Origin of the sequence: Lysinibacillus sphaericus, assembly GCF_015844675.1 — a bacterium.
Taxonomy (GTDB): Bacteria; Bacillota; Bacilli; order Bacillales_A; family Planococcaceae; genus Lysinibacillus; species Lysinibacillus sphaericus_E.
Genome location: NZ_LDGC01000065.1, coordinates 26,557 through 53,180 on the forward strand (window position 1 = coordinate 26,557; position 26,624 = coordinate 53,180).

At 36.3% G+C, this 26,624-nt stretch carries 26 protein-coding genes, 1 pseudogene and 1 riboswitch; of the genes and pseudogenes, 15 read left to right on the forward strand and 12 right to left on the reverse strand.

Annotated elements, in window-relative coordinates; translation table 11 throughout:
* Positions 1-30: 30 nt before the first annotated feature.
* Both ABE34_RS15860 and ABE34_RS15865 read right to left on the reverse strand, forming a co-directional pair.
* Positions 31-1,266, reverse strand: coding sequence for a sensor histidine kinase (locus ABE34_RS15860; protein ID WP_197143458.1), 1,236 nt, complete (start codon positions 1,264-1,266; stop codon positions 31-33).
* Entirely contained in the window at positions 1,266-1,937 is a 672-nt protein-coding gene (locus ABE34_RS15865) for a response regulator transcription factor (RefSeq protein WP_197143459.1), read from the reverse strand. The genes ABE34_RS15860 and ABE34_RS15865 overlap by 1 nt, the downstream gene beginning before the upstream one ends.
* Positions 1,938-2,112: 175 nt before the next feature.
* On the opposite strand from ABE34_RS15865, the gene ABE34_RS15870 reads away from it, so the two are divergent.
* Positions 2,113-3,039: a DMT family transporter gene (locus ABE34_RS15870; RefSeq protein WP_197143460.1), complete on the forward strand. Its 927-nt coding sequence runs from the start codon at positions 2,113-2,115 to the stop codon at positions 3,037-3,039.
* Here the strand turns inward: ABE34_RS15870 and ABE34_RS15875 are convergent.
* Positions 3,036-3,722 carry an ArsR/SmtB family transcription factor gene (locus tag ABE34_RS15875; RefSeq protein WP_197143461.1) on the reverse strand — a complete coding sequence of 229 codons (687 nt, stop codon included), beginning with the start codon at positions 3,720-3,722 and terminating at the stop codon, positions 3,036-3,038. The two genes, ABE34_RS15870 and ABE34_RS15875, sit on opposite strands and share 4 nt — an antisense overlap.
* A 91-nt stretch (positions 3,723-3,813) precedes the next feature.
* On the opposite strand from ABE34_RS15875, the gene ABE34_RS15880 reads away from it, so the two are divergent.
* From ABE34_RS15880 to ABE34_RS15905, 5 genes are all read left to right on the forward strand, one after another.
* Positions 3,814-4,122: an antibiotic biosynthesis monooxygenase family protein gene (locus tag ABE34_RS15880; protein WP_197143462.1), complete on the forward strand. Its 309-nt coding sequence runs from the start codon at positions 3,814-3,816 to the stop codon at positions 4,120-4,122.
* Between the two features lie 66 nt (positions 4,123-4,188).
* Positions 4,189-5,304 carry a PA2928 family protein gene (locus tag ABE34_RS15885; protein WP_197143463.1) on the forward strand — a complete coding sequence of 372 codons (1,116 nt, stop codon included), beginning with the start codon at positions 4,189-4,191 and terminating at the stop codon, positions 5,302-5,304.
* Between the two features lie 131 nt (positions 5,305-5,435).
* On the forward strand, positions 5,436-5,753 hold the full coding sequence (locus ABE34_RS15890) for a PadR family transcriptional regulator (RefSeq protein ID WP_197143464.1): 318 nt from the start codon (positions 5,436-5,438) through the stop codon (positions 5,751-5,753).
* On the forward strand, positions 5,753-6,298 hold the full coding sequence (locus ABE34_RS15895) for a DUF2812 domain-containing protein (RefSeq protein WP_346655576.1): 546 nt from the start codon (positions 5,753-5,755) through the stop codon (positions 6,296-6,298). Before ABE34_RS15890 ends, ABE34_RS15895 begins: the two co-directional genes overlap by 1 nt.
* A 695-nt stretch (positions 6,299-6,993) precedes the next feature.
* Positions 6,994-7,695: an SIR2 family NAD-dependent protein deacylase gene (locus ABE34_RS15905; RefSeq protein ID WP_197143466.1), complete on the forward strand. Its 702-nt coding sequence runs from the start codon at positions 6,994-6,996 to the stop codon at positions 7,693-7,695.
* A gap of 31 nt (positions 7,696-7,726) precedes the next feature.
* Here the strand turns inward: ABE34_RS15905 and ABE34_RS15910 are convergent, their stop codons facing one another.
* From ABE34_RS15910 to ABE34_RS15925, 4 genes are all read right to left on the reverse strand, one after another.
* The gene (locus ABE34_RS15910) at positions 7,727-8,074 is read right to left on the reverse strand and encodes a hypothetical protein (protein ID WP_197143467.1); all 348 of its coding nucleotides are present in this window, start codon (positions 8,072-8,074) and stop codon (positions 7,727-7,729) included.
* 30 nt (positions 8,075-8,104) lie between these two features.
* Entirely contained in the window at positions 8,105-8,434 is a 330-nt protein-coding gene (gene crcB, locus ABE34_RS15915) for a fluoride efflux transporter CrcB (protein WP_197143468.1), read from the reverse strand.
* Positions 8,431-8,793, reverse strand: coding sequence for a fluoride efflux transporter CrcB (crcB, locus tag ABE34_RS15920; RefSeq protein WP_197143469.1), 363 nt, complete (start codon positions 8,791-8,793; stop codon positions 8,431-8,433). The genes crcB (ABE34_RS15915) and crcB (ABE34_RS15920) overlap by 4 nt, the downstream gene beginning before the upstream one ends.
* Positions 8,794-9,068: 275 nt before the next feature.
* Positions 9,069-9,494: a VOC family protein gene (locus ABE34_RS15925; protein ID WP_197143470.1), complete on the reverse strand. Its 426-nt coding sequence runs from the start codon at positions 9,492-9,494 to the stop codon at positions 9,069-9,071.
* Between the two features lie 553 nt (positions 9,495-10,047).
* Between ABE34_RS15925 and ABE34_RS15930 the strand changes: the two genes are divergently transcribed.
* Together ABE34_RS15930 and ABE34_RS15935 are read left to right on the forward strand one after the other, a co-directional pair.
* Positions 10,048-11,790 (forward strand): ABC transporter ATP-binding protein, encoded by a 1,743-nt coding sequence (locus tag ABE34_RS15930; RefSeq protein WP_197143471.1) that lies wholly within the window; start codon positions 10,048-10,050, stop codon positions 11,788-11,790.
* Positions 11,787-13,520, forward strand: coding sequence for an ABC transporter ATP-binding protein (locus ABE34_RS15935; RefSeq protein WP_197143472.1), 1,734 nt, complete (start codon positions 11,787-11,789; stop codon positions 13,518-13,520). Before ABE34_RS15930 ends, ABE34_RS15935 begins: the two co-directional genes overlap by 4 nt.
* A gap of 56 nt (positions 13,521-13,576) precedes the next feature.
* Here the strand turns inward: ABE34_RS15935 and ABE34_RS15940 are convergent, their stop codons facing one another.
* Positions 13,577-13,948: a hypothetical protein gene (locus ABE34_RS15940; RefSeq protein ID WP_197143473.1), complete on the reverse strand. Its 372-nt coding sequence runs from the start codon at positions 13,946-13,948 to the stop codon at positions 13,577-13,579.
* Between the two features lie 154 nt (positions 13,949-14,102).
* Between ABE34_RS15940 and dacB the strand changes: the two genes are divergently transcribed.
* The 5 genes and pseudogenes from dacB (at position 14,103) to lepB (ending at position 18,824) form a co-directional block, all read left to right on the forward strand.
* Positions 14,103-15,536, forward strand: coding sequence for a D-alanyl-D-alanine carboxypeptidase/D-alanyl-D-alanine endopeptidase (gene dacB, locus ABE34_RS15945; protein ID WP_197143474.1), 1,434 nt, complete (start codon positions 14,103-14,105; stop codon positions 15,534-15,536).
* Positions 15,537-15,620: 84 nt separating this feature from the next.
* Positions 15,621-15,887: pseudogene (locus ABE34_RS25865) on the forward strand (TetR-like C-terminal domain-containing protein); the annotation flags it as partial.
* A gap of 652 nt (positions 15,888-16,539) precedes the next feature.
* Positions 16,540-17,472 carry an LCP family protein gene (locus tag ABE34_RS15955; RefSeq protein WP_197143475.1) on the forward strand — a complete coding sequence of 311 codons (933 nt, stop codon included), beginning with the start codon at positions 16,540-16,542 and terminating at the stop codon, positions 17,470-17,472.
* A 533-nt stretch (positions 17,473-18,005) separates the two neighbouring features.
* The gene (locus tag ABE34_RS15960; protein WP_197143476.1) at positions 18,006-18,116 is read left to right on the forward strand and encodes a transcriptional regulator; all 111 of its coding nucleotides are present in this window, start codon (positions 18,006-18,008) and stop codon (positions 18,114-18,116) included.
* Positions 18,117-18,263: 147 nt separating this feature from the next.
* Positions 18,264-18,824: a signal peptidase I gene (gene lepB / locus ABE34_RS15965; RefSeq protein ID WP_197143477.1), complete on the forward strand. Its 561-nt coding sequence runs from the start codon at positions 18,264-18,266 to the stop codon at positions 18,822-18,824.
* Between the two features lie 51 nt (positions 18,825-18,875).
* Here lepB and ABE34_RS15970 read toward each other — a convergent pair whose 3' ends face one another.
* Positions 18,876-19,082: a hypothetical protein gene (locus ABE34_RS15970; protein WP_197143478.1), complete on the reverse strand. Its 207-nt coding sequence runs from the start codon at positions 19,080-19,082 to the stop codon at positions 18,876-18,878.
* A gap of 214 nt (positions 19,083-19,296) precedes the next feature.
* A riboswitch (purine riboswitch) is annotated at positions 19,297-19,396 on the forward strand.
* 65 nt (positions 19,397-19,461) lie between these two features.
* On the opposite strand from ABE34_RS15970, the gene ABE34_RS15975 reads away from it, so the two are divergent.
* A complete protein-coding gene (locus tag ABE34_RS15975; RefSeq protein ID WP_197143479.1) occupies positions 19,462-20,652 on the forward strand; it encodes an MFS transporter in 1,191 nt (396 codons plus the stop codon).
* Positions 20,653-21,204: 552 nt separating this feature from the next.
* A complete protein-coding gene (locus ABE34_RS15980) occupies positions 21,205-23,811 on the forward strand; it encodes a cation-translocating P-type ATPase (RefSeq protein ID WP_197143480.1) in 2,607 nt (868 codons plus the stop codon).
* A gap of 555 nt (positions 23,812-24,366) precedes the next feature.
* Here the strand turns inward: ABE34_RS15980 and ABE34_RS15985 are convergent.
* The 3 genes from ABE34_RS15985 to ABE34_RS15995 form a co-directional block, all read right to left on the reverse strand.
* Positions 24,367-24,852: a DUF3231 family protein gene (locus ABE34_RS15985; protein ID WP_197143481.1), complete on the reverse strand. Its 486-nt coding sequence runs from the start codon at positions 24,850-24,852 to the stop codon at positions 24,367-24,369.
* 406 nt (positions 24,853-25,258) lie between these two features.
* A complete protein-coding gene (locus ABE34_RS15990; RefSeq protein WP_197143482.1) occupies positions 25,259-25,546 on the reverse strand; it encodes a hypothetical protein in 288 nt (95 codons plus the stop codon).
* Between the two features lie 144 nt (positions 25,547-25,690).
* Positions 25,691-26,392, reverse strand: coding sequence for a cupin domain-containing protein (locus tag ABE34_RS15995; protein WP_197143520.1), 702 nt, complete (start codon positions 26,390-26,392; stop codon positions 25,691-25,693).
* Positions 26,393-26,624 lie beyond the last annotated feature (232 nt).

The window sequence follows — 26,624 nt, forward strand, 5'->3', positions numbered from 1 at the left end:
ATCGGGGCTGTTTTAAAAAGCCCCGATTTCTTATATAGAGAATTCAATATGAAATGTAGTTCCTTGATCTACTTTACTTGTCGCATAAATTATTCCATTATGTTGCTCCACTATTGCTTTTGCTATGGACAGGCCTAAGCCAGAGCCATTTCGTTGACGAGCAGCATCACCTCGGTAGAATCGCTCAAACACTAAAGACAATTCCTGTTCAGTCATACCAATGCCACTATCGGCAACAGTAATTTTTACAGCATCTCTATTTTTTAAAAGCGTCAGTGTTATTGCGCCACTATTTGTATATCTTATCGCATTGTCTAAAAGAATATAGAGCAGCTCTTGTATCTTTGAAGCATCACCAAGCAGCTCGATGTTTTCTTGGATTTCAGTAGAAAACTGGATTTCGGGAGGCATAATCCTTTGGAATTTCGAGCTCACTTTTTGGAGTAAAGTTGATAACGGTATGATTTCTTTTTGAATGGAAACCTGCTGCTGATCATGTCTTGCTAAGAACAGCAGTTTATCTATGAGCTCTTTCATTATTTCAGCCTCATCTTTTAAATCCGTCAATAATTCTTTCCCAAAAGGGCTTAATTTCTTTGCTTCCTCTACTTCTAAAATTTCAAGTGAACTATAAAAAATACTTAATGGTGTTCGTAATTCATGAGATGCATCGGATACGAATTTTTTTTGTTTATCGAACGACCATTGAATAGGTACCATCGCTTTCCCAGCCATATAATAGGACAGCAGACCGATTATGACCGTTGAAATACAAGTTAATAATATTAGTAAATACTTTGTCATTTGGAAAAAATGATGCTGTGACGTTACTGATTTACCAACGATTATATAACCGGCTACCGTATCGTCGTTGAAAATTGGCTTTTTCAGAAGTAGAAAATGCTCTTCTTGCCATTCGTAATGCTGCACGAGGTCCTCATCTGGATTTCTATTGCCAAACGCTTTTTCAATTTGATTTTTCAGTCCCTTGAAAGATTCGTCACCATGGACAAACTTATGATCCTTTGTGTAAATATAGTAAAAAAAACTGCGATTTGGATCATAACTTAAAGTTTTTGTGTCGGCATGAACATGTTCAAAGAAATCGTGCTCTTGCCGAACATAAAAATCTTCTAATTCGTTTATTTGTTGATTTTCCATTAATTTCACGAGGGAAAAGTATAGCACAATAACGAATAGTGAAAATAACAATAAGTAAAGTGTTGCATACAAAAAGGATAATTTTTTTTTCGTTTTATGAAACATTAGTCTTCCCTCAGTTTATAGCCAATCCCTCTAACATTTTGAATACGTGATTTAGATTGACCATCATCAATTTTTTTTCGAACAAGCTTGACTAAAGAATCTAAAGAGTTATTCGAAATATCGTAATCGTAGCCCCAAATATAAATACAAATTTGTTCTCTAGTTAGTACACGTCCTTTATTGATAAATAAATATTCTAACAGTAAAAATTCATTTTTAGTAAGATCAACTACTTCATTATTGTACAAAAACACACGTGAATCTACATTCAGCTGTAATTGATCGACCTGAATGACCTGTTCTATCACTTTATCTTTTCTTCGCAGTAATGCGCGAATTCTTGCTAACAATTCTTCTATTTTAAATGGTTTCACTATGTAATCATCTGCGCCACTATCAAGTCCTTTAATAATGTCCTCTGTGTCGTCCTTCGCTGTTAGCATTAAAATACTCCCATTGAATCCAGTGTTTCGTAACTGTTGGCATACTTCAATGCCACTAACATGCGGCATCATCCAATCTAAAATAACAAGATCATATTTCTCAGTAAGCGTATGATTTAGCGCTTCCTGCCCATTTGCCGCTTCAGTCACAGTATGAAATTCTTTCTTTAACATATGAACGATATTTCTTCTTAATCGTGCATCATCTTCTGCTAGTAATATTTTCAAGGCAGCTTCCTCCTATTGACTATATTCAGCTAAGTATACGCTTAAAAAATGATATGAAACTGAAAAAGTTTCGTTTCACTATCTCTAAATTTAAAATTATGCATTTCATACTTCGATAAGCGTTGAAGTTTTTCCTATCTATAATGTCCTTAGACATAGAAATAGGAGGACAACAATGAATATTTATAAATTTATAACATTATTAGTTTTAACAACATTTCTAATGGGGTCTTCATTTGCCGTTGTCAAATTGGGGTTGCCGTACGCATCTCCACTGTTATTGGCTGCACTCCGCTTTACACTAGCAGGGATGATGATGGCTGTCATCGTGATTGCTTTAAAAAGGCCTCATCCGACCTCAAAAGAAGGTTGGATTAAAATTTTAACAATAGGGGGATTTCAAACCGCTGGTGTAATGGGCTGTATTTTTTTAAGCTTACGTACAATTACGGCGAGTGAATCCTCTATTTTAACATTTACGAATCCTTTGCTTGTAGTCATATTTGCTACTGTATTTATGAAGGCTCGTTACCGATTGTATCAATGGTGTGGTGTTTTGTTGGGGGTTATTGGTGTTATGATTACAATGGGTGCACAAGTTGAAATTAAAATTGGCATTATTTTCGGCATTCTTTCGGCCGTTCTTTGGGCCATTGCGACACTGCTAGCAAAAAAATGGGGTGTGTTATTTGATACATGGGTGCTATCAGCCTATCAAATGCTTTTGGGCGGTATATTACTTTTAGTTGCGAGTTTCGTGTTAGAACAACCATTTTTTACTGTAAACGCTCATTCTTTATTTATTCTATTTTGGCTAAGTATTTTCTCGTCAATTGTTCAATTTGCGGGCTGGTATTATCTTTTGCAAAATAGTGACCCTGGAAAAACGAGTGCCTTTTTGTTTTTAGCTCCTTTTTTCGGTGTGTTAACAGGTTGGGTACTATTAGATGAACCTTTAAAACTATCGTTAGTTGTCGGAGGTCTGTTTATTATTGCTGGTATCTATTTAGTGAACCGTAACTTTACAGCTAAATCTAATAAAAATATTTGCGGAGAGACTTTAAATGTTAGCCTTCCCGCGAAAGAAGATAGACTATTTTAAATTTCAAATTTAAATACTTCTTTAAAGCCTGCTCGTCCTTTTTCCGTCACTTTAATGGCACGAATAGATGGGACACGAGTTACCCATCCCAAGCTTAAAAAACGTGTCAGCATTCCTTTACCAAGTGCGCCAGCTAGATGATAACGTCGTTCACTCCAATCTAAACATGCATGGGAAAATGATCGACGCTTTCTTTTTAAATCATCTAAATCAAGTCCGAAATCCGTAAAAAATTGTGTGCCTTCATCTGTTATGAGAAACTGTTTCTCTTCTAGTTTTAGAAAACCAGTGTTAAGCAATGATTCTGTTAATTGAACGCCAAGTTTACCAGCTAGATGGTCATAGCAAGTTCTTGCATCCTGTAGTAATTTCATTTGACTTGATTGTTTTAAAGAGCGTACTTCAGGTGGTGGAGAAATCGCTAGGAAGGATTCTAGTAATTGTGCAATTTCTTCGCCTGCTAATTGAAAATATCGATGACGACCTTGTTTCTCTACTCTAACAAGTTTACCTTCTACTAGCTTAGCGAGATGAAAACTAGCAGTCTGAGGTTTAATAGCAGCCATATAGGCTAATTCACTGGCAGTATGAAAACGACCATCCATCATACTAGCAAGCATTGTAGCTCTTGAAGTCTCTCCAAGGAGAGAACCGATTTCAGCCATGTTTGGATTAATACCCATTTGTCACAATCCTTTCTGCATTCCACATTTCGATATTCACAAAAGTATTTATCGTTTACATTAATACATATTTAGGAAGGAGTAAATAGCTATGGAAACATATTATGCTGTAATTTTTACGTCACAACGAACAGACGAGGATGAAGAAGGCTATGTGAAGATGGCAGAAGTTATGGATGAATTAGCACAAAAGCAGCCAGGTTTTCTTCGTATAGAAAGTGCTAGAAATACCGAAGGGAAGGGTATTACTGTATCGTATTGGGAATCACTAGAGGCTATTCAGGCATGGAAAGAAAATTCAAAACATCTAGTTGCTCAGCAATTTGGAAAAGAAAAATGGTACAAGCAATATAATGTGGAAATTTGTAAGGTCATAAAAGATTATTCTTTTATAATGTAATTAAAGAGGGGAACGTCAAAACTATCATTTGGAAGTATAGAACGAATTAATCTAGGAGGAGGAGAATTGGACAATTTTTTTCAACGATATATTGATTCGTGGCGTTTTAATGGTTGGCTAGTCCACGATATCTTTTTAGGCATTGTCATTGGCGTTGGACTTTTATTAGTATTGTATGTTTTGTTTAAACGCCGACTAAAAACTGCGGTTATCATAACTTTTATGCTTTATGCTTTTTTAGCTAATCTTTTGATGATTGTTTTTGGCTTAGCTGGTCGAAGCTTCCCTATTAATTCCGAGTCTCCTATTTATACAGATGATGCACAGAAAATTGCTGTCCAAATGGTTGAAGGATCTGAAAATAACGGTACAACTAATGGGATTACGCAAATTATTTCACATCATCAAATAGTAGCAATTAATTTGCAAACAGGTGAAAAACAGTGGTCCAAATATTCTTCAAGTAAAGAGACGCTAATTGGAAATTTTATGGGAGGACTTCTTATTCATCATCGTGATGGTGAGTATGGGTATCTTTCATTATTAGATATTCACACGGGAAAAGAAAAACTCTCTAAAAAGGAGTTTGCGAAAAAACACAAACCGTTAATTGATGTTTTAAATAATGGTTCGCATACCGTAGTCTTGTTGCAAAATAATCTTTATTTAGAGGGTGTCGATGGGGAATTTTATCGCTTTGATGGCAACAAATTAATGGGAGATAATAAAGCGGAAAAATATCTTTCTACAAAGTTTTTCATAGAATCCGATATTCCAGGCTATTTTGCTTCGCATAATCAACCGTTGGAGGATTATGATGAGGTACGAGAATTTAGTAGCAATGTATTAGCTGAACCTGCTATTCAAGCATACAAGAATCTAGAGCCAGCTGTATTAGATGTAGATCTGCAACAACAAACAGCCATTGTTTCCTATCGGCAAACGAAGCGGGAAAGTGCAGACAGTACCGTATTATCATATGATATGAAAAAACATCGCATAATGTGGGAAGAAAATATAGGTGTTGTGAATACTGAGCAAAAAAATCCGGGTGTTCGTACATTGGAGAACTATTATGCGATTCAAGCAGGAGATGAGTTTCTGTTGTTAGATAAGAATACTAAAAAAGAAATGATTAGATATCAGCTACGTTGGAATCGCCCAGTTCGAGAAAATAAATAAGCACGGTATGATCCCTTCCAAGAAACGGCTTGGTGGGGATTTTTATAGTTTGAGGCAGGGTTGCTCTACATATCACAAAATGATATATTATTTAACGATATATCGTTTTGTGATATATTGGAGGTGTAACAATGAAATCATTAGAGCAGTTAACAGATTCGGTTTTTTATATTATGGCTGCCTTAACTGAACCTCGGCATGGCTATGCGGTCATGAGTTTAATTGAGGAGACGACGGAAGGTGCTTTCGTAGTGGGTCCAGCATCCCTTTATACCATTATAAAAAAACTAGTAGCCGAACAGCTAATTCAGCTACACGATGATTCGGACTCACGTAGAAAGGTCTATGTTTTAACGGATAAAGGTCGAGAAATTTTGCTCGAAGATATAGAAAGAAGAAAGGTCATGATTCATTTGGCAGAGCGGGGATTACAAAGGGGGAAAAAATAGTGCGAAATAAGAGATATATGCCATCACTGGGTTTAGCTTTTTCTGAGGCACTCGATATGGAAAAATTAAGAAAAAAAGCGGCAGAGGGCTGGCATTTAAAAAGATTTCGATTGGCAGGCTATGGGCTAGAAAAGGGTGAACCAGAAGAAGTCATTTTTAGTATTGATTATCGTAAATTACAGAAAGCTGACGAAGAGGAGTATTTTGAACTATTTGCTTACGGTGGCTGGACACATGTATGCTCAAGCGCTCATATGCATATTTTTAAAGCGGCTCCAGAAACGACACCTATTTACAGCGATGCAGAGTCCTCTATTGATAAATTAGCACGTCTTGCAAAGCCTATAAATTTAGCAGCATCAATTGCTCTCGCAATAACTATGGTATTATGGGTATTTATGACATTTGCCTCTGGGACAACTCAATACATTGCAGAGCAAGGATTTACAGGTTCCTTTATTTTTACTGTTCCAGCGATAATGACTTCTGGTGGGGTTTACTATCATATGTGGAAAAACCTACGATTAAAATCAAAGCATATTTGAGAAAGAGCAGCTGAAGCATTTCAGCTGTTTTTTTATGACCGCGGGATAGGAGCCTCTGAGCGACGGAAAGAACTACGGCTCCGACGGAAAGAAAACGCAAGGTGATGGATAAAATGAATGTCGACGGAAAGTAAAGCCGCACCGACGGATAGAAGTCTCGGAGCGGCGGAAAGAACTCAGGCCCCTACGGAAAGAAAACGCAAGGTGATGGATAAAATGAATGTCGACGGAAAGTAAAGCCGCACCGACGGATAGAAGTCTCGGAGCGGCGGAAAGAACTCAGGCCCCTACGGAAAGAAAACGCAAAGTGACGGATAGAATTAGCGTCGAGGGAAAGCCGGGGAGAAGTAGGTGCACCAAAACACAGGAGAAACTGATTTGTTGTCGAAGTATTAGTAAGCAGATGTAATAGTTAATTTAAATAATATTTCCAATGCGATGAGTATTTTAGAATAATTTGGTTGAAAATTTGAGCATGTCCAATTCTGGCTGACAATATAAATAATAGAGTTCATTAAAAACTAACGGAGAGAAAGGATCGGGTGGAATGAATATCGGGAATAGCGTAGCGCTCATTGTAAGTCTTATTTTTTCAAGCATTTTGGTTCGTGCAATATATCGCGTTTTTGTGAAAAAGAAAGTCCCTACTATGACCTATACACCTTATGATGATGCTATGGATGGAGGAGGAAAACATGACAATTGAACTTTTAAGTGACTGGTTACAATCCTCAAACAGCACGGTCATTTTAACAGGTGCAGGTATGTCAACCGAAAGTGGGATTCCAGATTTTCGATCGGCATCAGGCTGGTGGAATAATATTGATCCCCGAACGGTAGCTACTACAGAAGCATTGGCACAAAATTATTCATTGTTTCATGAGTTTTATAAAATGCGCATAGAAAATTTGGAAAAGGTAGCACCACATGAAGGGCATCAAATTTTAGCTGAATGGGAAAAGCGAGGAATTGTATCGTTAGTTGCTACGCAAAATGTTGATGGTTTTCATCAGCTAGCAGGAAGTCAAATTGTAGAGGAGTTACATGGTTCGATACGTTCCATTCGTTGTCATCGCTGCGAGAAAGCTGCTCCAATGGGAAGTTTTTTACACAAAGAGAGTTGTGTACATTGTGGTGGTAAATTACGCCCAAATGTAGTGCTTTTTGGAGAAAACTTACCACAAGTAAGCTGGAACAATGCAATAGAAGCTATTAGATCGGCAGAGCTGGTCCTTGTCATCGGTACGAGTCTCGAAGTGTATCCTGTCAATCAACTCCCAATGATGACAAAAGGAAAAACTGCTTATATTAATTTAGATATTGCACAGCATGCAGAACAATTTGATTTAATTATTGAAGGGAAAATAAAAGAAGTGTTGCAGCAATTGCAACTTTAGAAGGAGGCGCCCTTGAAACATCGAGAGGCGCCTAAAACATTTGTGGTAAAAATTCCGTCATAAAGCGTTGATTTTTACGTAGCCATATTTTTAAAATCATACGGTGTGTTAAAAGTCGTTGTCTTTTTTGTGGTCTAGCTTTTGCCTCTATTAAACTTTGTAGTAGAGTACATGTTTCTGTTGCTAATCCTTGAGGATCAACGAGGACGTCAAGTTTATAATCAATTAACTGAGCAGCCTGAACCTTTGCAAGTAATTGTGCAAAGCGAGTATTCATTTCTGGAAAGTTTTCTTCTAGTTCTAAGTCGATTAAAGTATATAATGTTTGTTCAATTTCAGCTTCGAGTGCTTGTAATTGTTCAATGGATGGCTGTGTCAAAAAATCACCTCTAGTATGTCATAAATGCTGCTACACAAGGAAAAAGCCAAGTGTAGCGAAAAGCAAACCGAATAAAACGGTAGTGCATATATAAATAATCGCTTGCTGCCATTTTTTCTGCTCCAAGAGCTGCAAACATTCAAAACCAAATGTTGAAAATGTCGTATAAGCCCCTAAAAAACCAAGCCCTATAAATTGCCAAATCCAATCATTTGGCTGTAATGCAAATAGAAGGCCAAGTGCAAAAGAACCTGTAATATTAATAAAAAATGTTGCCCATGGGTATGGATGAGCAATCAATTTTCCTAGATAAAATCTCGTTAATGCACCAAAAAATCCGCCAATACCAATAATTATCATACGTTGCGCCCCTTCGCAAGTCTAAAACCAAGCCATGCACAGGCTAAACCGCCAAAAACACTTACTAAAATATAAAGAACGGCTTGTAGCCATTTACTATCTCGCAAAAGTAATAGCGTTTCTAAAGAAAAGGTCGAAAAGGTTGTAAAGGCCCCTAAAAAACCAGTACCAATTCCTAAAATAATAGGCGTACGCTTTGTAAACATAGTAAATAGCCACGCTAAACAAAAGCAGCCAATTAAGTTCATGCAAAGTGTTGCAATTGGAAAATCACCTGTATTTTGAAGTGCTTGACCAAGGTTATATCGACAGATGGCACCCATAAACCCGCCGATTCCAACAGCTAAAAATGATTTCAAAGTAAAGACTCCTTACTAAAATGTCTATATAGAAAAGTGTATCATGAGTGAAGTAATTTAGATATATTTCTATAGTTATATGGATTCTATTGGGAACGATAAGATTTTGGCGATAAATCTTGAAATTGTTTCGATAAATCACAGAATTGTTTCGATAAACCTTGAAAATGTTTCGGTAAATCACAAAAATGTTTCGATAAATCACAAAAATGTTTCGATAAAACACTATGACCCAATCGAACTAGCTTTGAACATATCCACTGAAATAGAGGAACCTATAATTGGCCTTTAACATTGTCAATGACAGTACCGAAGTCTTTATTAGAATCAACACTTTCAGTTATTGTGAAAACATAGCCATCTGGATCTTCTATCGTTAATTCTTTTGCATTCCACGGTTGAACTGTCGGCTGTTGAATGATTTTCATTTCATTTTCTAGTGCAGCTTGATAAATACGATGAATATTATTAGAGAATAAATTAATAATGACCGAGTTAGAAATGCTGACTTCTTCAGCCTTTAATAACATCAAATCTTGGTACTTTGCTCCTCTTAAATGTGTCATTGAAATGGTTCCGTTCACATCTGGAAAATCAAATACCGAATTGAAATTGAGTACGTTTGCATACCATTCCTTTGACTTTTCAATATCTCTTACTTTTAGCTTTACAAACAAGGGCATTTGATAAAATTCATTCATGTTTATTTCCTCCTTTAGGTTGATACAAACTAACCATAAAGGTTTACGCTGCGTTAAAGTCAATACAATAAGTTATAGTCTTGTTAAGGTGCTGAGTTTACTTTGTTCCAAGATTGTAATTGTAGTAATTCATTGCTTTAAAGCGCTAATTATTTCCTGAAAAACGTAAAAAATAACAGCAAGTTGGTTGACAAATATTTCTAAGATATGATAATCTTCAAGAACACTATAACAATCTTAAGTAAAGGAGGGCATGACGATGTTAATTTTACCAGTATCATTTCAAATCACAACTGCATACATTGTCCATGTCTTCTAACATTTTATTTTACATTGCAATAAAAGGCATGGGTTATTCCTTGCCTTTTATGAAGAGACACATGCTCTTTTTTGGGTATGTGTCTTTTTTGTTGCAAAAAAAGGGTTGTAGTGACAATGAAAAAGGAGTGGATTTGTATGCGAAACAAAGTAGAAAGAATGATTTTCATCAAGGTATTTCTGGATAGTGGGTAGCAAAGCTTTTAACAGTACTAGAGAAAGAAGGTTATAACGTATGTTTGATGTTTTAAGTAAATTAAGCTGGTTTTTCAAGAAATATTGGAAGCAATATACAATAGCTGTCGTGCTATTAATGATCGCGAGTGGATTAGAAGTTGTTCCACCGTATTTACTAGGGTCAATTATCGATTTATTGACTGCTGGAGAAATGACATCAGCCCTTTTAACTAAGTATATTTTGATTTTCGTATGTATCATTATTGGGGGGTATATCCTTAATTTTGTGTGGCAATTCAGATTATTCGAAGGGGCTATTAACCTAGAGAAAATTTTGCGTCGAAACCTTATGCAGCAATTTTTGCGCATGACGCCAACGTTTTATGAAAAAAATCGTACCGGAGATTTAATGGCCCGTGCGACGAATGATTTAAATGCAGTGTCGATGACTGCCGGGTTTGGGATTATGACACTGATCGATTCTACCATCTATATGGGCTTTATTATTTTTGCAATGGGTTATATGATTTCGTGGAAACTTACTTTTTTTGCAATGCTGCCAGTACCGATCATGGCCATCCTTATTCAATATTTAGGAAAAATAGTGCATGAACGCTATATGAAAGCGCAGGATGCTTTTGGTGAACTGAATGATAGTGTTCTAGAGTCGGTTGCAGGTGTGCGAGTTGTACGGGCATACGTACAAGAAAAAAAGGACGAAGCAAATTTTGCAGAGATGAGCGAGTTAGTGTATGAAAAAAATATGCATACCGCAAAAATTAATGCCTTATTTGGACCGATTACAAAGGTCGGTACTGGGATTAGTTATGTTGTAGCGCTTGGCTACGGTGCTCATTTAGTAGCGATTGAGGCTATGACAGTTGGGCAACTTGTAACGTTCAATGTTTACTTAGGGCTAGCAGTTTGGCCAATATTTGCAATTGGGGAACTTATAAACGTGATGCAGCAAGGTAACGCTTCTCTTGATCGCGTACAGGAAACACTAAACTACGAGGCGGATGTTCAAAATATTGTGAATCCACAAACAATTGCGATGCCAAATGCGATAGGCTTTGATGATTTAACCTTTCAATATCCACTGAGTCAGGTGAAGAACCTTCAGCGAATTTCTTTGTCGTTGAAAAAGGGGCAAACACTTGGGATTGTTGGTAAAACGGGAGCGGGAAAAACAACCTTCCTGCGACAGTTATTACGTGAGTATCCAATCGGCGAGGGACAGCTATCGATTGATGGAGTAGATATTGCTGCACAAACGAAGGAGCAGTTACTTGATTGGATTGGTTATGTTCCACAGGATCATGTTCTATTCTCACGTACTATTCGTGAAAATATTTTATTTGGGAAAGAAGATGCTACACAGTCTGAATTGCACCAGGCGATTCGTTCTGCATACTTTGAAAAAGACTTAAAAAATTTACCAATGGGCCTTGAGACACTTGTTGGTGAAAAGGGTGTATCCCTTTCGGGTGGTCAAAAGCAACGCGTTTCCATTGCGCGTGCTCTTATTAAAGACCCTGAAATTTTAATGCTTGATGACTCACTTTCGGCTGTAGACGCCAAGACGGAGGCAAGAATTATTGAAAATATACAGCGAGAACGACAAGATAAAACGACGATTATTACTACGCATCGTTTATCAGGAATTCAGCATGCTGATTTAATTATCGTGCTAGATGAAGGCCAAATTGTAGAGCAGGGAACGCATGAGCAGCTTCTTTCACAACAAGGATGGTATAAAGAACAATTTGACCGTCAGCAGCTTGAAGGAGGTGCCTCATGAGTACGAGTCAACGTTTAACACGCTATGCAATGTATTTTAAAAAGACGATTCTATTAGGATTATTTTTCTTAACAATCGCCGTCTTTACGGAGCTTGTTGGGCCGTTTATTGCAAAGCATATTATTGATAATTACATGACAATTGGTCACATTGAATTAAAACCAATCACTTGGCTATTACTTGTCTATTTACTTTTAGCAATAGCTACAGCTGTTTTACGCTATTTTATGTATGTTTATTTACAAATGGGTGCCAACCGTGTTGTACAAAAATTACGTAAGGATGTATTTGAGCATATTCAAACATTGCCAATTCAATACTTCGATAATTTACCAGCGGGGAAAATTGTAGCCCGTGTAACGAATGATACCGAGGCTGTTCGTAATTTATATGTTCAAGTACTGTCAAACTTCGTTACGAGTTTAATTTCTATTGCAGGTGTTTATATCGCACTCTTCATTTTAAATTGGAAAATGGCATTGTTAGCATTGACTATGATACCAGTCGTTTATTTATGGATGATTTTATACCGTAAAGTGGCCTCGAAATATAATGATGTCATTAGAACGAAAATTGCCGATATTAACGCAATGATTAATGAATCGATTCAAGGAATGACAATTATTCAAGCATTCCGTCGAGAGCAGCAAATGACGAAGGAATTTGATGATATGAATAATGAGCATTATGCATATGAACGCAAGCTACTTTTCCTTGATTCTGCAACGTCCTTCAACCTTGTTAATACATTAAGACTAATTATGTTTACGGTCTTTATTTTCTACTTTAGTACACAGTCATTTACGGCCACAGAAGTTATTTCTGCGGGGACATTATATGCCTTTGTCGATTATTTAACGAGATTATTTAATCCGATCACGAATATCGTCAATCAATTTTCTCAGCTTGAGCGCTCACTCGTTGCAGGAAAGCGTGTCTTTGAAGTATTAGATACGAACGGGGAGCCAGTGGCTGAAAAAAGTATGCCTCGATATAAAGGAAATGTGGTGTTCGAAGATGTTTCCTTTGCCTATAAAAATGATGATTACGTATTGAAAAATTTATCATTTGAAGCACACCAAGGTGAAACAATTGCCTTAGTAGGCCATACAGGCTCTGGGAAAAGTTCTATTATGAACTTATTGTTCCGTTTCTATGACCCATCTATAGGTAAAATTACGATTGATGGAATCGACATCACTTCGGTTCCTCGTCAAACAATGCGTGAACATATGGGTATTGTTTTACAGGACCCATACTTATTTACAGGTACTATTGCTTCGAATGTTAGCCTAAATAATCCTAAAATTTCACGAGAAAAAATAGAAGCTTCATTAAAGGCTGTTGGTGGGGAACGTGTTTTAGCGAACTTGCCAGATGGCTATGATGAGCCTGTTATTGAGAAGGGGAGCACGTTGTCATCTGGGCAACGCCAGTTAATTTCCTTTGCGCGTGCCCTTGCCTTTGACCCAGCAATTTTAATTTTAGATGAGGCTACTTCTAATATAGATACGGAAACAGAGGAGATTATTCAGCATGCGATGGATGTACTGAAAAAAGGGCGTACAACATTTATTATCGCTCACCGACTTTCCACTATTAAAAATGCCGATCGTATTCTTGTGTTAGATCGAGGCAAGATTGTGGAGCGTGGCACACATGATGAGCTACTAGCACAGGGTGGCATTTATGAAAAAATGTATCAAATGCAGGCGAATTCATTGCAATAATACTTAAACTCCGACAAGCCGAAAGCCTCACTTTGTGAAAAAGTGAGGCTTTCTATTTAAGATTTTACATTTTTAAAGACATTAACAAAAAAGAACAGTACTGAAATTGCTACTGCGATACCGCCACCAGATACAAAGAGCTCAAATAACCAGCGCGGTACATCTATATGAACCATCATCATACCGACTAAGAGGAACGGCAATCCGAGATTGTAGAACCAAAACTGTGCTTTGGCCAGTCCTGTCTCGGCTGCATCTTTATATATTGAATAAATTAAACCGATTAAACCAGTAGTCAGCCAACCTACCACACCGATGTGTGCGTGTGTCGCCGTCCATTCGAGTTGAATTGTATAATGCATAAACAGTCCAAAAGCCAAAACAATCACTAAATATAAGACTGAAATCTTTATCCATTTAGCACCCATTTATAAACAACTCCTTTCCCGAAAATGATTTAGCTAGCTATTACAGTTTATTCTTGTCGAATAAAAAAGTTGACATATTATTTTTTTGTGAAAAATGCCGATTTTTCCTGCGGGATAAAGTGTTTAAAGTATAAAATTGCCAATTGGAGGGTCTATGAACAAGAAAATTATTTTTTTTATAATTATTTTAATGGTTTGTTGTTTGCCAATCACCTTTTTTGTGAAGGAAAGAGCTCGAAAGCAAACGATGACAACAAAAGTGAATAGCATCATTGCTGAAAATTGGACGAACAATGAGTATAGTATAACAGTACGAGATATAGAAACTGGGGAAGTACTTTACAATAGAAATGGAGACAAAATGATACGCCCTGCTTCTTCGCTCAAGCTTTTAGTTAGCGCCGCGGCTTTGGATTTATTAGGGCCTGACTATCGCTTTGCTACGAAGTCATATGTCGATGGCACAATTAAAGATGGTGTTCTTCACGGTAATATTTATATACAAGGCGGGGGAGATCCAACGCTTTTACCTGTTCATTTAGAATCGTTTTCGAATGAATTGAAAAAGATGGGTATCTCGAAAATTACGGGTTCCTTAATCGGGGATGACACTTGGTTTGATGCAGATCGTTTACCAAAAGGAATTGTACCTGAAGAAGAGGATCAATCATATGCTTCGCGCATTTCGGCATTAACGATTTCGCCAAATGATCAATATGATCTTGCAACTGTGCAAGTGAAAGTGGCAGGCTCAAAGGTTGGCACTACGGGTAATGTCCAGCTTGTTCCGTTTGCAAGTACTATTCCGGTTATCAACAAAACAAAAGTTGTGAACAAGGACGAGAAAAGTACAGTGAAAATTACAAGAGAATACGGTACAGATCAAATCATTGTAACAGGTAACTTACCAGCAGATTCACAGGAAAGTACAAATGTAGCTGTCTATCATCCAACGCTATATACACTTGACGTATTCCGAGAAAAATTAATAGCGAAAGGTATCCAAACAATGCCTATTGAAACAGGAAAGGTACCTGAGAATGCACAACAAGTAGGTATTTCATATTCAAAACCATTACAGGATATTAACTTTATGTATTTAAAGTTAAGCATTAATGGGATGGGTGATATGTTTACTAAACAACTCGGGCGAAAGTTACTTGACGAAGGAAGCTGGTCGGCTGGCATTAAAGCGATTCGTACGTATGGTAGAGATATTGGGCTTAATATGGAGCATTGGTATATTGAAGATGGTTCAGGTTTAAGTCATCAAAATCGAGTAAGCAGTATGCAAGTAAGTCTATTATTATATAACGTTCGCAATAAATCTTGGTATTCCTCCTATTTAGATGCATTACCGCATGCAGGAAGAAAGGGCAGCCTTGTTGGTGCGACTTTAGAAAATCGTATGGAGGGCTATAGTGTATCGGCTAAAACAGGCTATATTTCTGGAACATATGCTTTGTGTGGCTATGTAAAAGGAAAGAGTGGTAAGTGGTATATCTTTAGTATATTGACACAGGCCAATAAAACTTCAGCTATCCCAACCATTGATGAAATTGTCAAACAGATTGCAAATGAAATGTAAGAATAAATAAAAAGTATGGTTAAACGTACAACCTAGGTATATTGAAGAAAATGAAAAAGATGTTCCTCATTTTTATTAAAAACAAGAGGATTCTTTACCTTTCAAGATCGCGTAAAGAATGTTTTTATATCTATGTTCCGAAACCACTCACCGTCTAAAGTGAATGAACATCAATTTTCATACCCACTTGATTTTTTGGCGCTATTTGGAAGTTCAACGTTTATTAGTGTGATTCAATATTGGCTTCAATCAGATATGAAACAAACTCCTGAACAATTAGCCCAAATGATAACCGATATTATTTTTAAAGGACCTATTGAAGCTTTCGGAGTTCTCCCAGCTAATAAATAACAGGCCACTACTTTTAATGTAGAGGCCTGTTATTTGTTTTATTCTATAACTTCCGTATTTATTTTTTCAGGTTGACAAGGCTTTTCAATAAGCTGTTTTACCCATTTCACCGTTGAGTAATGAACATCTGTAGTGGATATGTTTATTAAATTTATTGATTTATAAAGTTGTACGTACTTTGTGTTGTCGGGAAAGGTTGAATAATGGATGTGGGTAATAAATATTTCTCAACCTTAAATACAAATAAAAACAGAACTAATATCAAAATTAGTTCAGCTGAAAAATACCATATTATACTGTTGCACATCCCGAAATATTAAGAGCATTACTTGAACTCTTGACTTTTAATAAAATGTGAAGTTGTCTTGAGTCAGCTAATTTACAACCACAATAAGCCGCAAGATATATAGGGACATAAGAGTACTAATTTTTTATAAAAAATAGTGGCATCATATAAGTCCTTTTATCATAATGTTAGCTGACATTAAATAATTGAATTTTATTTTACAAATAAAGTAATATTGTGTGTTATTAGTAAATATTACTGTACGTCTTTTTTTCGTCCGATATGCATATAATTAGACTATATTAACTTTTTTCCAACTTAATACGTCAAAAAGTAGGGTAAATTTTTGCAAGAGAGGACTTATGTATGGAAAAAAATACAAAACGCACTAAAGAAAAAAAGAGCAAGAAGAAAATATGGCTTTGGATAGTAGGTGGCTTATTAACGATTTTTTTAATTTTTATAGGTACTGCTTATTACACTATCCAAAAAACAATGAATAAAATAAATACACCATTATTTGAAACAACAGATGAAAGTAAAGAACAAAAAATAGTTACGAAAAAAGACCCGTTTTCCGTGTTAATGCTTGGAGTGGATGAACGAAAAGATGACAGTGGACGTTCTGACACGATGATTGTCATTACGGTGAACCCTGAAAAACAAACGATGAAGATGCTCAGTATACCTCGAGACACTCGTACTGAAATTATTGGACATAATTCCGTCGATAAAATCAACCATGCCTATGCATTTGGCGGCGTCCCAATGGCAGTCGATACGGTGGAGCATTTTTTAGATATACCTATTGATTATTATGTGTTTGTTAATATGGATGGCTTCCTGCAAATTATTGACACGATTGGTGGGGTAACCATTGATAATGACATGGACTTAACCTTTGATTCTTATCATTATCCGAAGGGTGAGATAACTTTAGATGGTGATAATGCACTGATCTTCTCACGTATTCGTTATGAAGATCCTCGTGGTGATTTCGGTCGTCAAATTCGCCAACGACAAATTATTGAAGCGGTTTTGAAAAAAGCCTCATCGAAATCTTCTATATTATTAAAGGCTTCAGATATGCTTGATGTAGTAGGAGATAATGTTCGTATGAATTTTACGATGAAGGATTTAATTCAACTACAAAGTATTTATAAAAATATGGATGGTAATCTTGAGCAGTTGTCGTTTAAAGAGGGAGATGGCAAAAGAATTGATAACATATGGTATTTCATCCCTAAAGAGACGGAACTAGAAAAAATAAAATCGGAATTAAAAGCTCATTTGCAATAAAAGAGTAACAATTTGAGTACGATAGTTGTAAACCTTTTGACAATGAGGGGAGGGAGATACATGAATGGAAGGACCCAGGTGCTTAGGTATACAGCTTTAAACAATTGCATGCAAAGCTATGTGCCTAAGCGTAAAGTTCAAAAAAATTCATTCAGTTCAGCTATGCGTCATCTACAATTATTGTGCTTAAAAATTTTCATGTGAAACATAAAAAAATCATTCAGGTAGGGTGCATGCCTAGTTGAATGATTTTTTATTTTTACTACTTTCAGTTGGTGTCCAAACACCTGTACCTGCAGCTACGCTTTCGGTACAAAAGAGATTCGCTGAAATAGAGGAACTCAGTCTAAAAACGCCACGTCCTGTGGCATCCCGAAATGACCGACATTGTGCCCTTCCTCACGCAGGCATAAGCACAAAGCCGATACCGGACGCAATTATGCCTAGACATAATTGATTTATTATTTTATTTATTTGAAATATCAGAAAATTGATGTATAATTGTGTTAGGAATGGTTGAAGGAGTGATTGTGATGATTATAGGTACATTTTTTTTAGCAGTTGCATTACATGTAGGTATTGTTTTAACAGTAGACTTATTAACTAATCAGCAACACTCTACTACGCAAAGTAACCACTCATAATCGAAAAACAAAAGAATAGAATGCATCTAGGCAAAGTTATAAAGTAGCTTTGTCTATTTTTTATGAATACGAAACAATTTATGTGAAAATTCGTCCATATACTGTAGAAAATGTTATACTATAAAAAAACAGTATCGGGGAATGAGCATGCAAGAAGAGAAAACAAGTAGCTTCAAACAGGATATAATATCCTATCTTAAAATTATTGTAATTACTGCTATAGTTGTTTTAGGCTGTAAGCAATTTTTATTTGCACCAATTAAAGTACAAGGGGCTTCTATGTACCCAACTTATCATGATAAGGATATTATTATTGTAAGTAAAATGAGTAAAATTGAACGCTTTGATCAAATCGTTTTTCAATCACCAACAGAGGATGAGCTATATATAAAACGAGTAGTTGGCCTACCAGGTGATACAGTTGAAATGAAAGACGATGTTTTGTATGTAAATGGAAAAGCTTATAAAGAGGATTATGTGAATCGTCAAACAGATGATCCTAAGCAATTACGAATTACAGAAAATTTCACGTTAGAGCAATTAGTAAATGAGAAAAAGGTACCTGAGGGTAAGTATCTTGTACTCGGGGACAACCGTTTAAGAAGTTCTGATAGCCGACATTATGGCTTAATTTCTAAAGATGCCGTCTATGGTGAAGCTAAATTAACAATATATCCGTTTAATCGTTTCCATATTGGTTCAAAGTAAATTAAATAGGGACTTGCAGTGAAAAAGAGGCTACGTTGAGCAGCCTCTTTTTTAGTTCGCAGATAAAGCTTTACAAACTTTATAAGTGGAATAATAGGTACAAACTGTTGAATTTTCAACCGTTTCTTTTATGGGGATTTGCTGTTCGCTCAGACTAGGAGAATTGATTGCTTGTTGATTGATTGAGAGTTCTTCTGTTACTGGTTCTACACCATAAAACAACAATAAAAAATAGCATACTAAACCTACTATACGCAAACAATCACCTCACAATGTTCTGTTATATTAGTATGTATGGTCAAAGTTGAAAAAATATAAGTAAAATCTGAAATTTCTTTCTTTTAAAATGATTTTTTAGTAGGTAAGCGGTTGCACTTTAATGAATGAGAGTGCTATAGTGAACTAAGTTTATGGATGGCAAGAAAGAAATAATAAAAAAAATGTTGTCATGCAAAATTCAATATGCTAATATAGCTAACGTAAATATTTGATATGTATAACCTCAATAATATGGATTGAGGGTCTCTACCAGGAACCATAAAATCCTGACTACAAAAATCGTGCTTCATTTTTGTAGTCAGGATTTTTTTCTATTATCTCCCTACAAAAATGAAAGTGGAACAGAAGGGTGATAATTATGAATTGGAGAGTGTACATTCTGGCCGTTACTACCTTTGCGGTAGGATTGGTGGAATTAATTGTAGGTGGTATATTACCAACAATTGCAAAAGATTTAAATGTGTCCTTATCAACAGCGGGACAATTAATTACAATATTTGCTCTCGTCTACGCAATATCTGCGCCTGTCCTTTTATCATTAACCGCAAAAGTGGAACGGAAGCGCCTTTATCTTATTTCTTTATTTATTTTTACTTTAGGTAATCTTATGACGTATTTTAGTACGACATTCTTGATCGTCATGATTGCTAGAATTTTCACGGCGATGAGTACTGCATTGGTTATCGTCTTATCCTTAACGATTGCAACGAAAATTGTTGAACCAAGACATCGTGCAAAAGCGTTAGGGCTTGTTTTCATAGGTGTCAGTTCGGCACTTGTCATCGGTGTGCCAATTGGGATATTTGTTTCGGAAGCATTTGGATGGAGAGCTATATTTTTAGGAATCGCACTTCTTTCAACTCTATCTATGATTCTTATTGCGTTATTGCTTGAAAAAATGCCAGTTGTAGAAGTTGTCCCATTAAAGGCTCAAATTAAATCATTGGCGAATTTAAAAATCCTAAGTGCACAATTAACAACACTGTTTATGTTGGCCGGTCATTATATGCTTTATGCATATTTAACGCCGTTTTTAGTAGAAGCATTTGATATGAGTGCCTCTTGGATTAGTATCTGTTATCTAATCTTCGGAATAGCGTCTGTCAGTGGGAATGCTCTTGGTGGTTGGCTAAGTGACAAAATTGGTACTGGTAAAGCTATTCTAATTGTTGTCTCTGCATTTGCCGTTGTATTGTTTAGTATTCCTTACACAATTGTTGCTTTTCCACTCTTTTTAGTCGTGACAGTTTTATGGGGTGCACTTAGCTGGGCACTAACCCCTCCATTACAAAATTATTTAATAGAAACTGATCCAAAAACGTCTGATATTCAACAAAGTTTAAATACTGCTGCATTACAGATTGGTATATCTATCGGTTCAGCTGTTGGTGGGGCTATGTTTGCTGTTACAGGATCTGCTAAGCATTTAGCTGGCTTCGGTGCCATTTTAGTTTTATGTGCTCTAGGCTGTGCAATTTTTTCTCTGAAAAGAGCACCAGTTTCAGATGGGGCTGAGTTAGGGATGAAATCGGCACATAACAACTCGTAATGCACTCGATTATTTATTATCCGCAAATAAAGAAAGATATCTAAAATAATATTATAATTGCAAGACTGGCCTATCGGGAGTCTATGCATGTGACGAAAGACATTTGGAATAGCTATATTCCAAATGTCTTTTTTTGCTCACATAACTAGTAAGCAAAGGTTATTATGTTCGATATCGCTTCATTGTCATCGCGATTTATCTTGCATGAACTACCGGTAAAACCCTACTGATTCAAGTTTCACTTTATTTTATATGTTCAATATTCAACAAATATTTAATTTCTATATCGATTATTATCATACTGGAATAGGACAAGGAATAGATTGTTGTAGTTAAAGTATTTTAGGGGCTCAATAGATAGGGAGTCTGATGATTCAATACTATTTTTAGGACATATTATGTTCTCTCTGCCTAAGATAGATAATTCAAAGGGGTCTACTAATGGGAATCTAACTTGTTAACTAATAACAGCATTTTCTCAGGATAGGGAGGATGCTGTGAGTTACTTAATCGGCATGATTGTCTAATAATTTCAAATGGAGGGGGAATCGAATGTCAGAATATCATCAACAATCATCAGCTGAAGTGATGAAAACTTTGAACGTGACAGATCAAGGATTGAGTGATTATGACGTTCAAAAGAGGCAGGAAGTATACGGCTATAATGTATTAGCGGAAGGAAAAAAAACAAGTGCATTCGCCGTTTTCTTTGGACAGTTTAAAGATTTATTAGTCATTATTTTAATCATTGCTGCTTTCGTTTCATTTCTATTAGGAGAAGTAGGAAGCACCGTTGTCATTATGGTTGTCGTTATATTAAACGCTATCCTAGGTACTGTTCAGCATGTCAAGGCAGAACAGTCTTTGGATAATTTAAAAGCCTTAACCTCCCCAATTGCCAAAGTAATGCGAAATAATCAGCTAATAGAGATTGCTTCAGAAGATCTAGTCGTTGGAGATCTTCTTTATTTGGAGGCTGGCGATTATATCAATGCAGATGGGAGATTATTAGAAAGTCATAATTTGCATATCAATGAAAGCTCGCTGACAGGTGAATCAATCGCTGTGGGGAAAAGTGTTGATGCTATTAAGGAAAGCAATGTAACAGTTGCTGATAAAAAGAACATGGTATACTCTGGAAGCTATGTGACAACTGGTCGTGGTATTGTCATGGTTACAGCTATCGGAATGCAAACTGAAATCGGCAAAATTGCAAATTTACTAGATACTGCGAAAGAGAAGAAAACACCGTTACAAGTAAGTTTAGATCATTTCGGAGAAAAATTAGCTTTAGGGATTACGTTAATCTGTCTAGCTATTTTCGTGATTGACCTTGTTAGAGGACGTGCGCTTGTAGAATCGTTTATGTTTGCTGTTTCACTTGCCGTCGCAGCAATTCCAGAAGCGTTAAGCTCGATCGTTACTATTGTGCTAGCTTTTGGGACACAGAAAATGGCAAAGGAAAATGCCATTATTCGAAAGCTTTATGCTGTTGAAAGTCTTGGAAGTGTATCTGTCATTTGTTCAGATAAAACAGGAACTTTAACTGAAAATAAAATGGTTGTTCAAGAGGTTTATGTGGATGAAAAAGTGATTCCACATGATCAGCTATACACTGAAAATACAGTTGAGAAAGATCTTATGTTAAAGGCAATATTATGTAGTGATGCTGTGGAAAGAGACGGTAAGGAAATCGGTGATCCTACTGAAGTTGCACTCGTAAAATTAGGGAAGCAATATGATTTTGATGAAATATTAGTAAGAGATTATTATCCAAGATTAACCGAAATCCCTTTTGATTCAGATAGAAAGCTCATGAGTACTGTGAATACTATCAATCAGCAATCTATTATGATTACAAAAGGAGCATTAGATGTCCTTCTTCCTAAAATTGTAAAGATTGAAACTTCAAAAGGCATATTTAATATTACAAAACAACAACGCCAAAAAATCGAAGCGGTAAATCGTGAATTTTCTATGAAGGGGTTAAGGGTATTAGCAGTAGCCTATAAAGAGGTAAAGGGACATCAAGCAATCGATGTAAGAGCTGAAAAAGATTTAATCTTTGTTGGTTTAATCGCGATGATGGATCCTCCAAGAAAAGAATCTGAAGGTGCGGTTGAAAAATGTATAAAAGCTGGTATCAAGCCGGTGATGATTACAGGTGATCATAAAATTACAGCAACGGCTATTGCCAATCAAATCGGGATTTTAAATGATCCCTCTGAAGCGATTGAAGGGCATGAAATAGAAGGCTTAACAGATCAACAGCTTCAAGAAAAGGTTAACGATTTTTCTGTTTATGCCCGCGTAACACCTGCTCAAAAAATTCGTATCGTGAAAGCGTGGCAAGAAAAAGGGCATGTCGTCGCCATGACAGGTGATGGTGTTAATGATGGTCCTGCGCTAAAACAATCCGACATTGGTGTGGCAATGGGAGTTACCGGCACAGAGGTCGCGAAGGATGCCTCCTCTATGATACTAACGGATGATAATTTTTCAACGATTGTAAAGGCTATTGCAAATGGTAGAAGTATTTATACGAATATCAAAAACGCTATTTTGTTCTTATTATCTGGGAATGCGGGTGCCATTTTTGTTGTTTTATATGCAACAATATTAGGTTTGCCAGTTCCTTTTGCACCTGTACACCTATTATTTATTAACTTACTAACGGATAGTTTACCGGCGATTGCAATTGGTTTAGAGCCGAATAATAAAAAAACAATGAAGGACAAGCCTCGAAATATTCATGCACCATTATTAAATAAAGCATTTACTACTCAAGTGGTGCTCGAAGGAATATTAATTGCCATTTCGACAACGGTTGCCTTTGAAATCGGATTGTCAACGGGAGATACTTTAACGGCGAGCACGATGGCATTTACAACATTATGCTTGTCACGATTAGTGCATGGCTTCAACTCCAGAGCTAAAGAATCTATCTTCGCCATTGGACTATTTTCGAATAAATATACTTGGCTTGCATTCTTAATCGGTTTTTTAAGTTTACACGCAGTATTGTTTATTCCAATGCTTACAGGTGTGTTTGAAGTTGCCACATTAAGCACCGCACAATTAGGCTTTATTTATAGCTTGTCTGTGTTACCGTTCATCGTGAATCAGTGGTACAAGCTGTTGTTCGTGAGAATTCGATAATGAGTAATAATTATTGAAGCTCTCGTTTTGTTGAAACGAGAGCTTTTTAGTGTTGAAAACCAGAAATTTGTGAATGAGGCGCTTAAAAAGCTATTGTGTAATGAAATGAAGATATCTTACTTAAAAAAGGTATAGCCTTGGGCAAAATGAAGGGTTGATTTCCGTTCCGACTGGACGCTTTGTTGTTGCTGTCGCTACGCTTTCGCACAGATAAAAACATTTGTTGCTGCCGCTTCGCTTTCACGCAGAGCAGAGCTTCCTGGGGGAGTCGGGGCAACAGGATGTTGGTCACGAAGGCGTTATCACAGGACGTGCCCTCGTTCCTCTATTGCTGATCCCCGAGGAGTCGTCCAGTCCCCACTCCAATCAACCAATTCACATAACATGTATTTTCTGACATGGCCCCTAATTTATAGTGATAAAATGAAACTTTAGCAATAAAGTTTTGTCTGCGTGAAAACGAAGTGTCAACATAAGCGGGGGAAGCAATTCGACGCTCGTCCACGGGAAAGCGAATAATATAGAACAGGAATCTCCCTCGTTTAAAGAGAAACATTAAATTGTTGTAGGAGCTAGTAGCCAGCCTTTGTCATTACTGAGTCGTATTAGCTTTGCACCAAGTATGGCATACTTCATATGAAGCTCTCCGTATTTTGCAGTATGCTTCTTCTTCACAGACATTTCTAAAGCCTGACTGACTGAAATAACTGAAGAAGCTATATTCATCGATAAAAGGGTGCTGATTTCTGTATCATTAATAGCTTTTTTCCCTCGAATACTTTTCATTTTCAACTTTCCATAGTCGATCGATGTAGTAGGGGCAACTAACCCATTTTCCTTTAATACCGCTGTTAGGTGTTTATTTTCCTCTTTTAAACATTGCACAAAATCCACAATAATAGCCTTCAGCTTTTTATCAACAGTGTGCTTGAAAAATGCATGATTTGAAGCTATATAGCCATTATTAACGCCAATCTGCGTCCAAATGTTAAAAATCTGCTTATAGCGTAATGATGTTAGATTTCCATTTGCCAATTCCATAATTACACATCCTAACTCATGTTCTCGTTCATTTAATTGAGATTAGGATGTGTTATTAAATGAAATTCTAATCATTTTTTACAATAAAAGGGCTGATCGCTAAAGATGACAAAGTAAAAGGATTCACACACAGTTTTGTGTATGAGTCCTTTTTTGTTTTTTTTGAAGTTGGATGTCGATAAAAATTAAAAGTTGATCGATAAAATTCAAATGTTGGGCGATAATTTCTGAAAGTGTTCCGATAAAACTAAAAAGTTGGATGTTATTTTGTAAAAACGTTTGTCTGTGGATCAGTTGATTCCCGTTTCCACTGACGCCCCAAGGAAGCTCTGCTCTGCGCGAAAGCGGAGTGTTAACGAAGCGCCCAGTAGGAACGGAAATCAACTCCACGTTATGAACTAAAGTTTTATTCCTTTAATTTCTTGCTTTTATAGCTATTAATAGTTGTTTTTAATGCTGCAAAGTTTCCGATAGCTGCATAACCATAAAAAAAGCCCATAAATATTCCAGCAATGAGATTATGTCTATGGCTAATGAAGATAGAAATAATCAAGCCAATAACAAGGGCAATTGCAGGAACATATTTAGGCTCAACACGCATAAATACCTTAATTAGCTGTGTAATAAGTAACACAGCTGGAACAGCTATTACAGCATCCCAAAAATTCGTATGGATCACTGGAAATAATTCCATCTTCTACACCTCTTTTAGTAATAACGAAGCTATGACTTAAAATATAGATTTTCCTTTTTATTTATTTTTATGCAATGAAAGGTGTAGAGCTTATGATGTCGAGTCATATACTCCTATGAACGATTACGATTTTTCGTTTTTTGATTAATAATATGAGCCATAAGGATTTGAGCCATAAGGATTCATATAAGGATTCATATTTGGGTAGTGATATGGCGGATATGGGTTCGAAGGCATATATTTATTTTTATGTTTATGATGAGGATCTTTTTGCTGCTTTTGATCTTTTTGATTTTCAGCAGTTGATTTTATACGGTTACAATCTTTAGGTGGACCGATATATGTTGATGGTACAACAGGCGCAATTGTTTTCTTCCACTGAGTTTCATCTAAACAATACGCGTGAGCCATGACATTGGAAGGTGTAAATTTCAATATATCTGAGCCTAAAATAACATCAGGAGTTGGAGCATCAAAAATAGCCAGTAAATGCGTGTCATTTTCAGTAGCTATTTCATAATGCCACCATCCTTGCGGTACATTGGCGACTTGACCAGGCTCGATCGGATAGTTTTTAATCTCTTTTGTAAAGGGATTAAATATAGAAACAATGGCAGCACCGGAAATACAATAAACAAGTTCTGCTGCATTTTGATGATAGTGAGGCTCTATCATCTTATTCTTACTTAGAAAAATATCAAGCAAAGATGTATTTTCTAACGTATTCAATTGTTCTACACCTAGAATGTTTATAAAATTCCGATCATCTCTTTTAAAAAGAGTGTTGTCATTGACATCAGAGGTGAACTGTGTTGACGGTGAAGTATAGTCAATATTTGAGCTAATACTTACATCCTTTCTCTAGTTAATTTTCAATACATGTCTTAAGCACAGAATATGTACAAAGCTATTTTAGGCATACGCGAACGCCCATTATCTACTTTTTTACAAAAGACATGTTGGCCAATGCCTTCGAAAGTGGGCTGCGGTTGAAGAAAGAATCCCTTTAGGCGCAGCCTCATTAAAAAATGGGAAGAAATGAGTGGGCTTTCAATAAAGAACTCTATACCTTTATGTT

Excerpts from the sequence above, each read along its gene's own strand:
- ABE34_RS15860 (WP_197143458.1), bottom strand. The coding sequence starts at position 1,266 with ATGTTTCATAAAACGAAAAAAAAATTATCCTTTTTGTATGCAACACTT.
- ABE34_RS15870 (WP_197143460.1), top strand. The coding sequence starts at position 2,113 with ATGAATATTTATAAATTTATAACATTATTAGTTTTAACAACATTTCTA.
- ABE34_RS15875 (WP_197143461.1), bottom strand. The coding sequence starts at position 3,722 with ATGGGTATTAATCCAAACATGGCTGAAATCGGTTCTCTCCTTGGAGAG.
- ABE34_RS15880 (WP_197143462.1), top strand. The coding sequence starts at position 3,814 with ATGGAAACATATTATGCTGTAATTTTTACGTCACAACGAACAGACGAG.
- ABE34_RS15890 (WP_197143464.1), top strand. The coding sequence starts at position 5,436 with ATGAAATCATTAGAGCAGTTAACAGATTCGGTTTTTTATATTATGGCT.
- ABE34_RS15905 (WP_197143466.1), top strand. The coding sequence starts at position 6,994 with ATGACAATTGAACTTTTAAGTGACTGGTTACAATCCTCAAACAGCACG.
- crcB (WP_197143468.1), bottom strand. The coding sequence starts at position 8,434 with ATGATAATTATTGGTATTGGCGGATTTTTTGGTGCATTAACGAGATTT.
- ABE34_RS15925 (WP_197143470.1), bottom strand. The coding sequence starts at position 9,494 with ATGAATGAATTTTATCAAATGCCCTTGTTTGTAAAGCTAAAAGTAAGA.
- ABE34_RS15930 (WP_197143471.1), top strand. The coding sequence starts at position 10,048 with ATGTTTGATGTTTTAAGTAAATTAAGCTGGTTTTTCAAGAAATATTGG.
- ABE34_RS15935 (WP_197143472.1), top strand. The coding sequence starts at position 11,787 with ATGAGTACGAGTCAACGTTTAACACGCTATGCAATGTATTTTAAAAAG.
- ABE34_RS15940 (WP_197143473.1), bottom strand. The coding sequence starts at position 13,948 with ATGGGTGCTAAATGGATAAAGATTTCAGTCTTATATTTAGTGATTGTT.
- dacB (WP_197143474.1), top strand. The coding sequence starts at position 14,103 with ATGAACAAGAAAATTATTTTTTTTATAATTATTTTAATGGTTTGTTGT.
- ABE34_RS15955 (WP_197143475.1), top strand. The coding sequence starts at position 16,540 with ATGGAAAAAAATACAAAACGCACTAAAGAAAAAAAGAGCAAGAAGAAA.
- ABE34_RS15960 (WP_197143476.1), top strand. The coding sequence starts at position 18,006 with ATGATTATAGGTACATTTTTTTTAGCAGTTGCATTACATGTAGGTATT.
- lepB (WP_197143477.1), top strand. The coding sequence starts at position 18,264 with ATGCAAGAAGAGAAAACAAGTAGCTTCAAACAGGATATAATATCCTAT.
- ABE34_RS15975 (WP_197143479.1), top strand. The coding sequence starts at position 19,462 with ATGAATTGGAGAGTGTACATTCTGGCCGTTACTACCTTTGCGGTAGGA.
- ABE34_RS15980 (WP_197143480.1), top strand. The coding sequence starts at position 21,205 with ATGTCAGAATATCATCAACAATCATCAGCTGAAGTGATGAAAACTTTG.
- ABE34_RS15985 (WP_197143481.1), bottom strand. The coding sequence starts at position 24,852 with ATGGAATTGGCAAATGGAAATCTAACATCATTACGCTATAAGCAGATT.
- ABE34_RS15990 (WP_197143482.1), bottom strand. The coding sequence starts at position 25,546 with ATGGAATTATTTCCAGTGATCCATACGAATTTTTGGGATGCTGTAATA.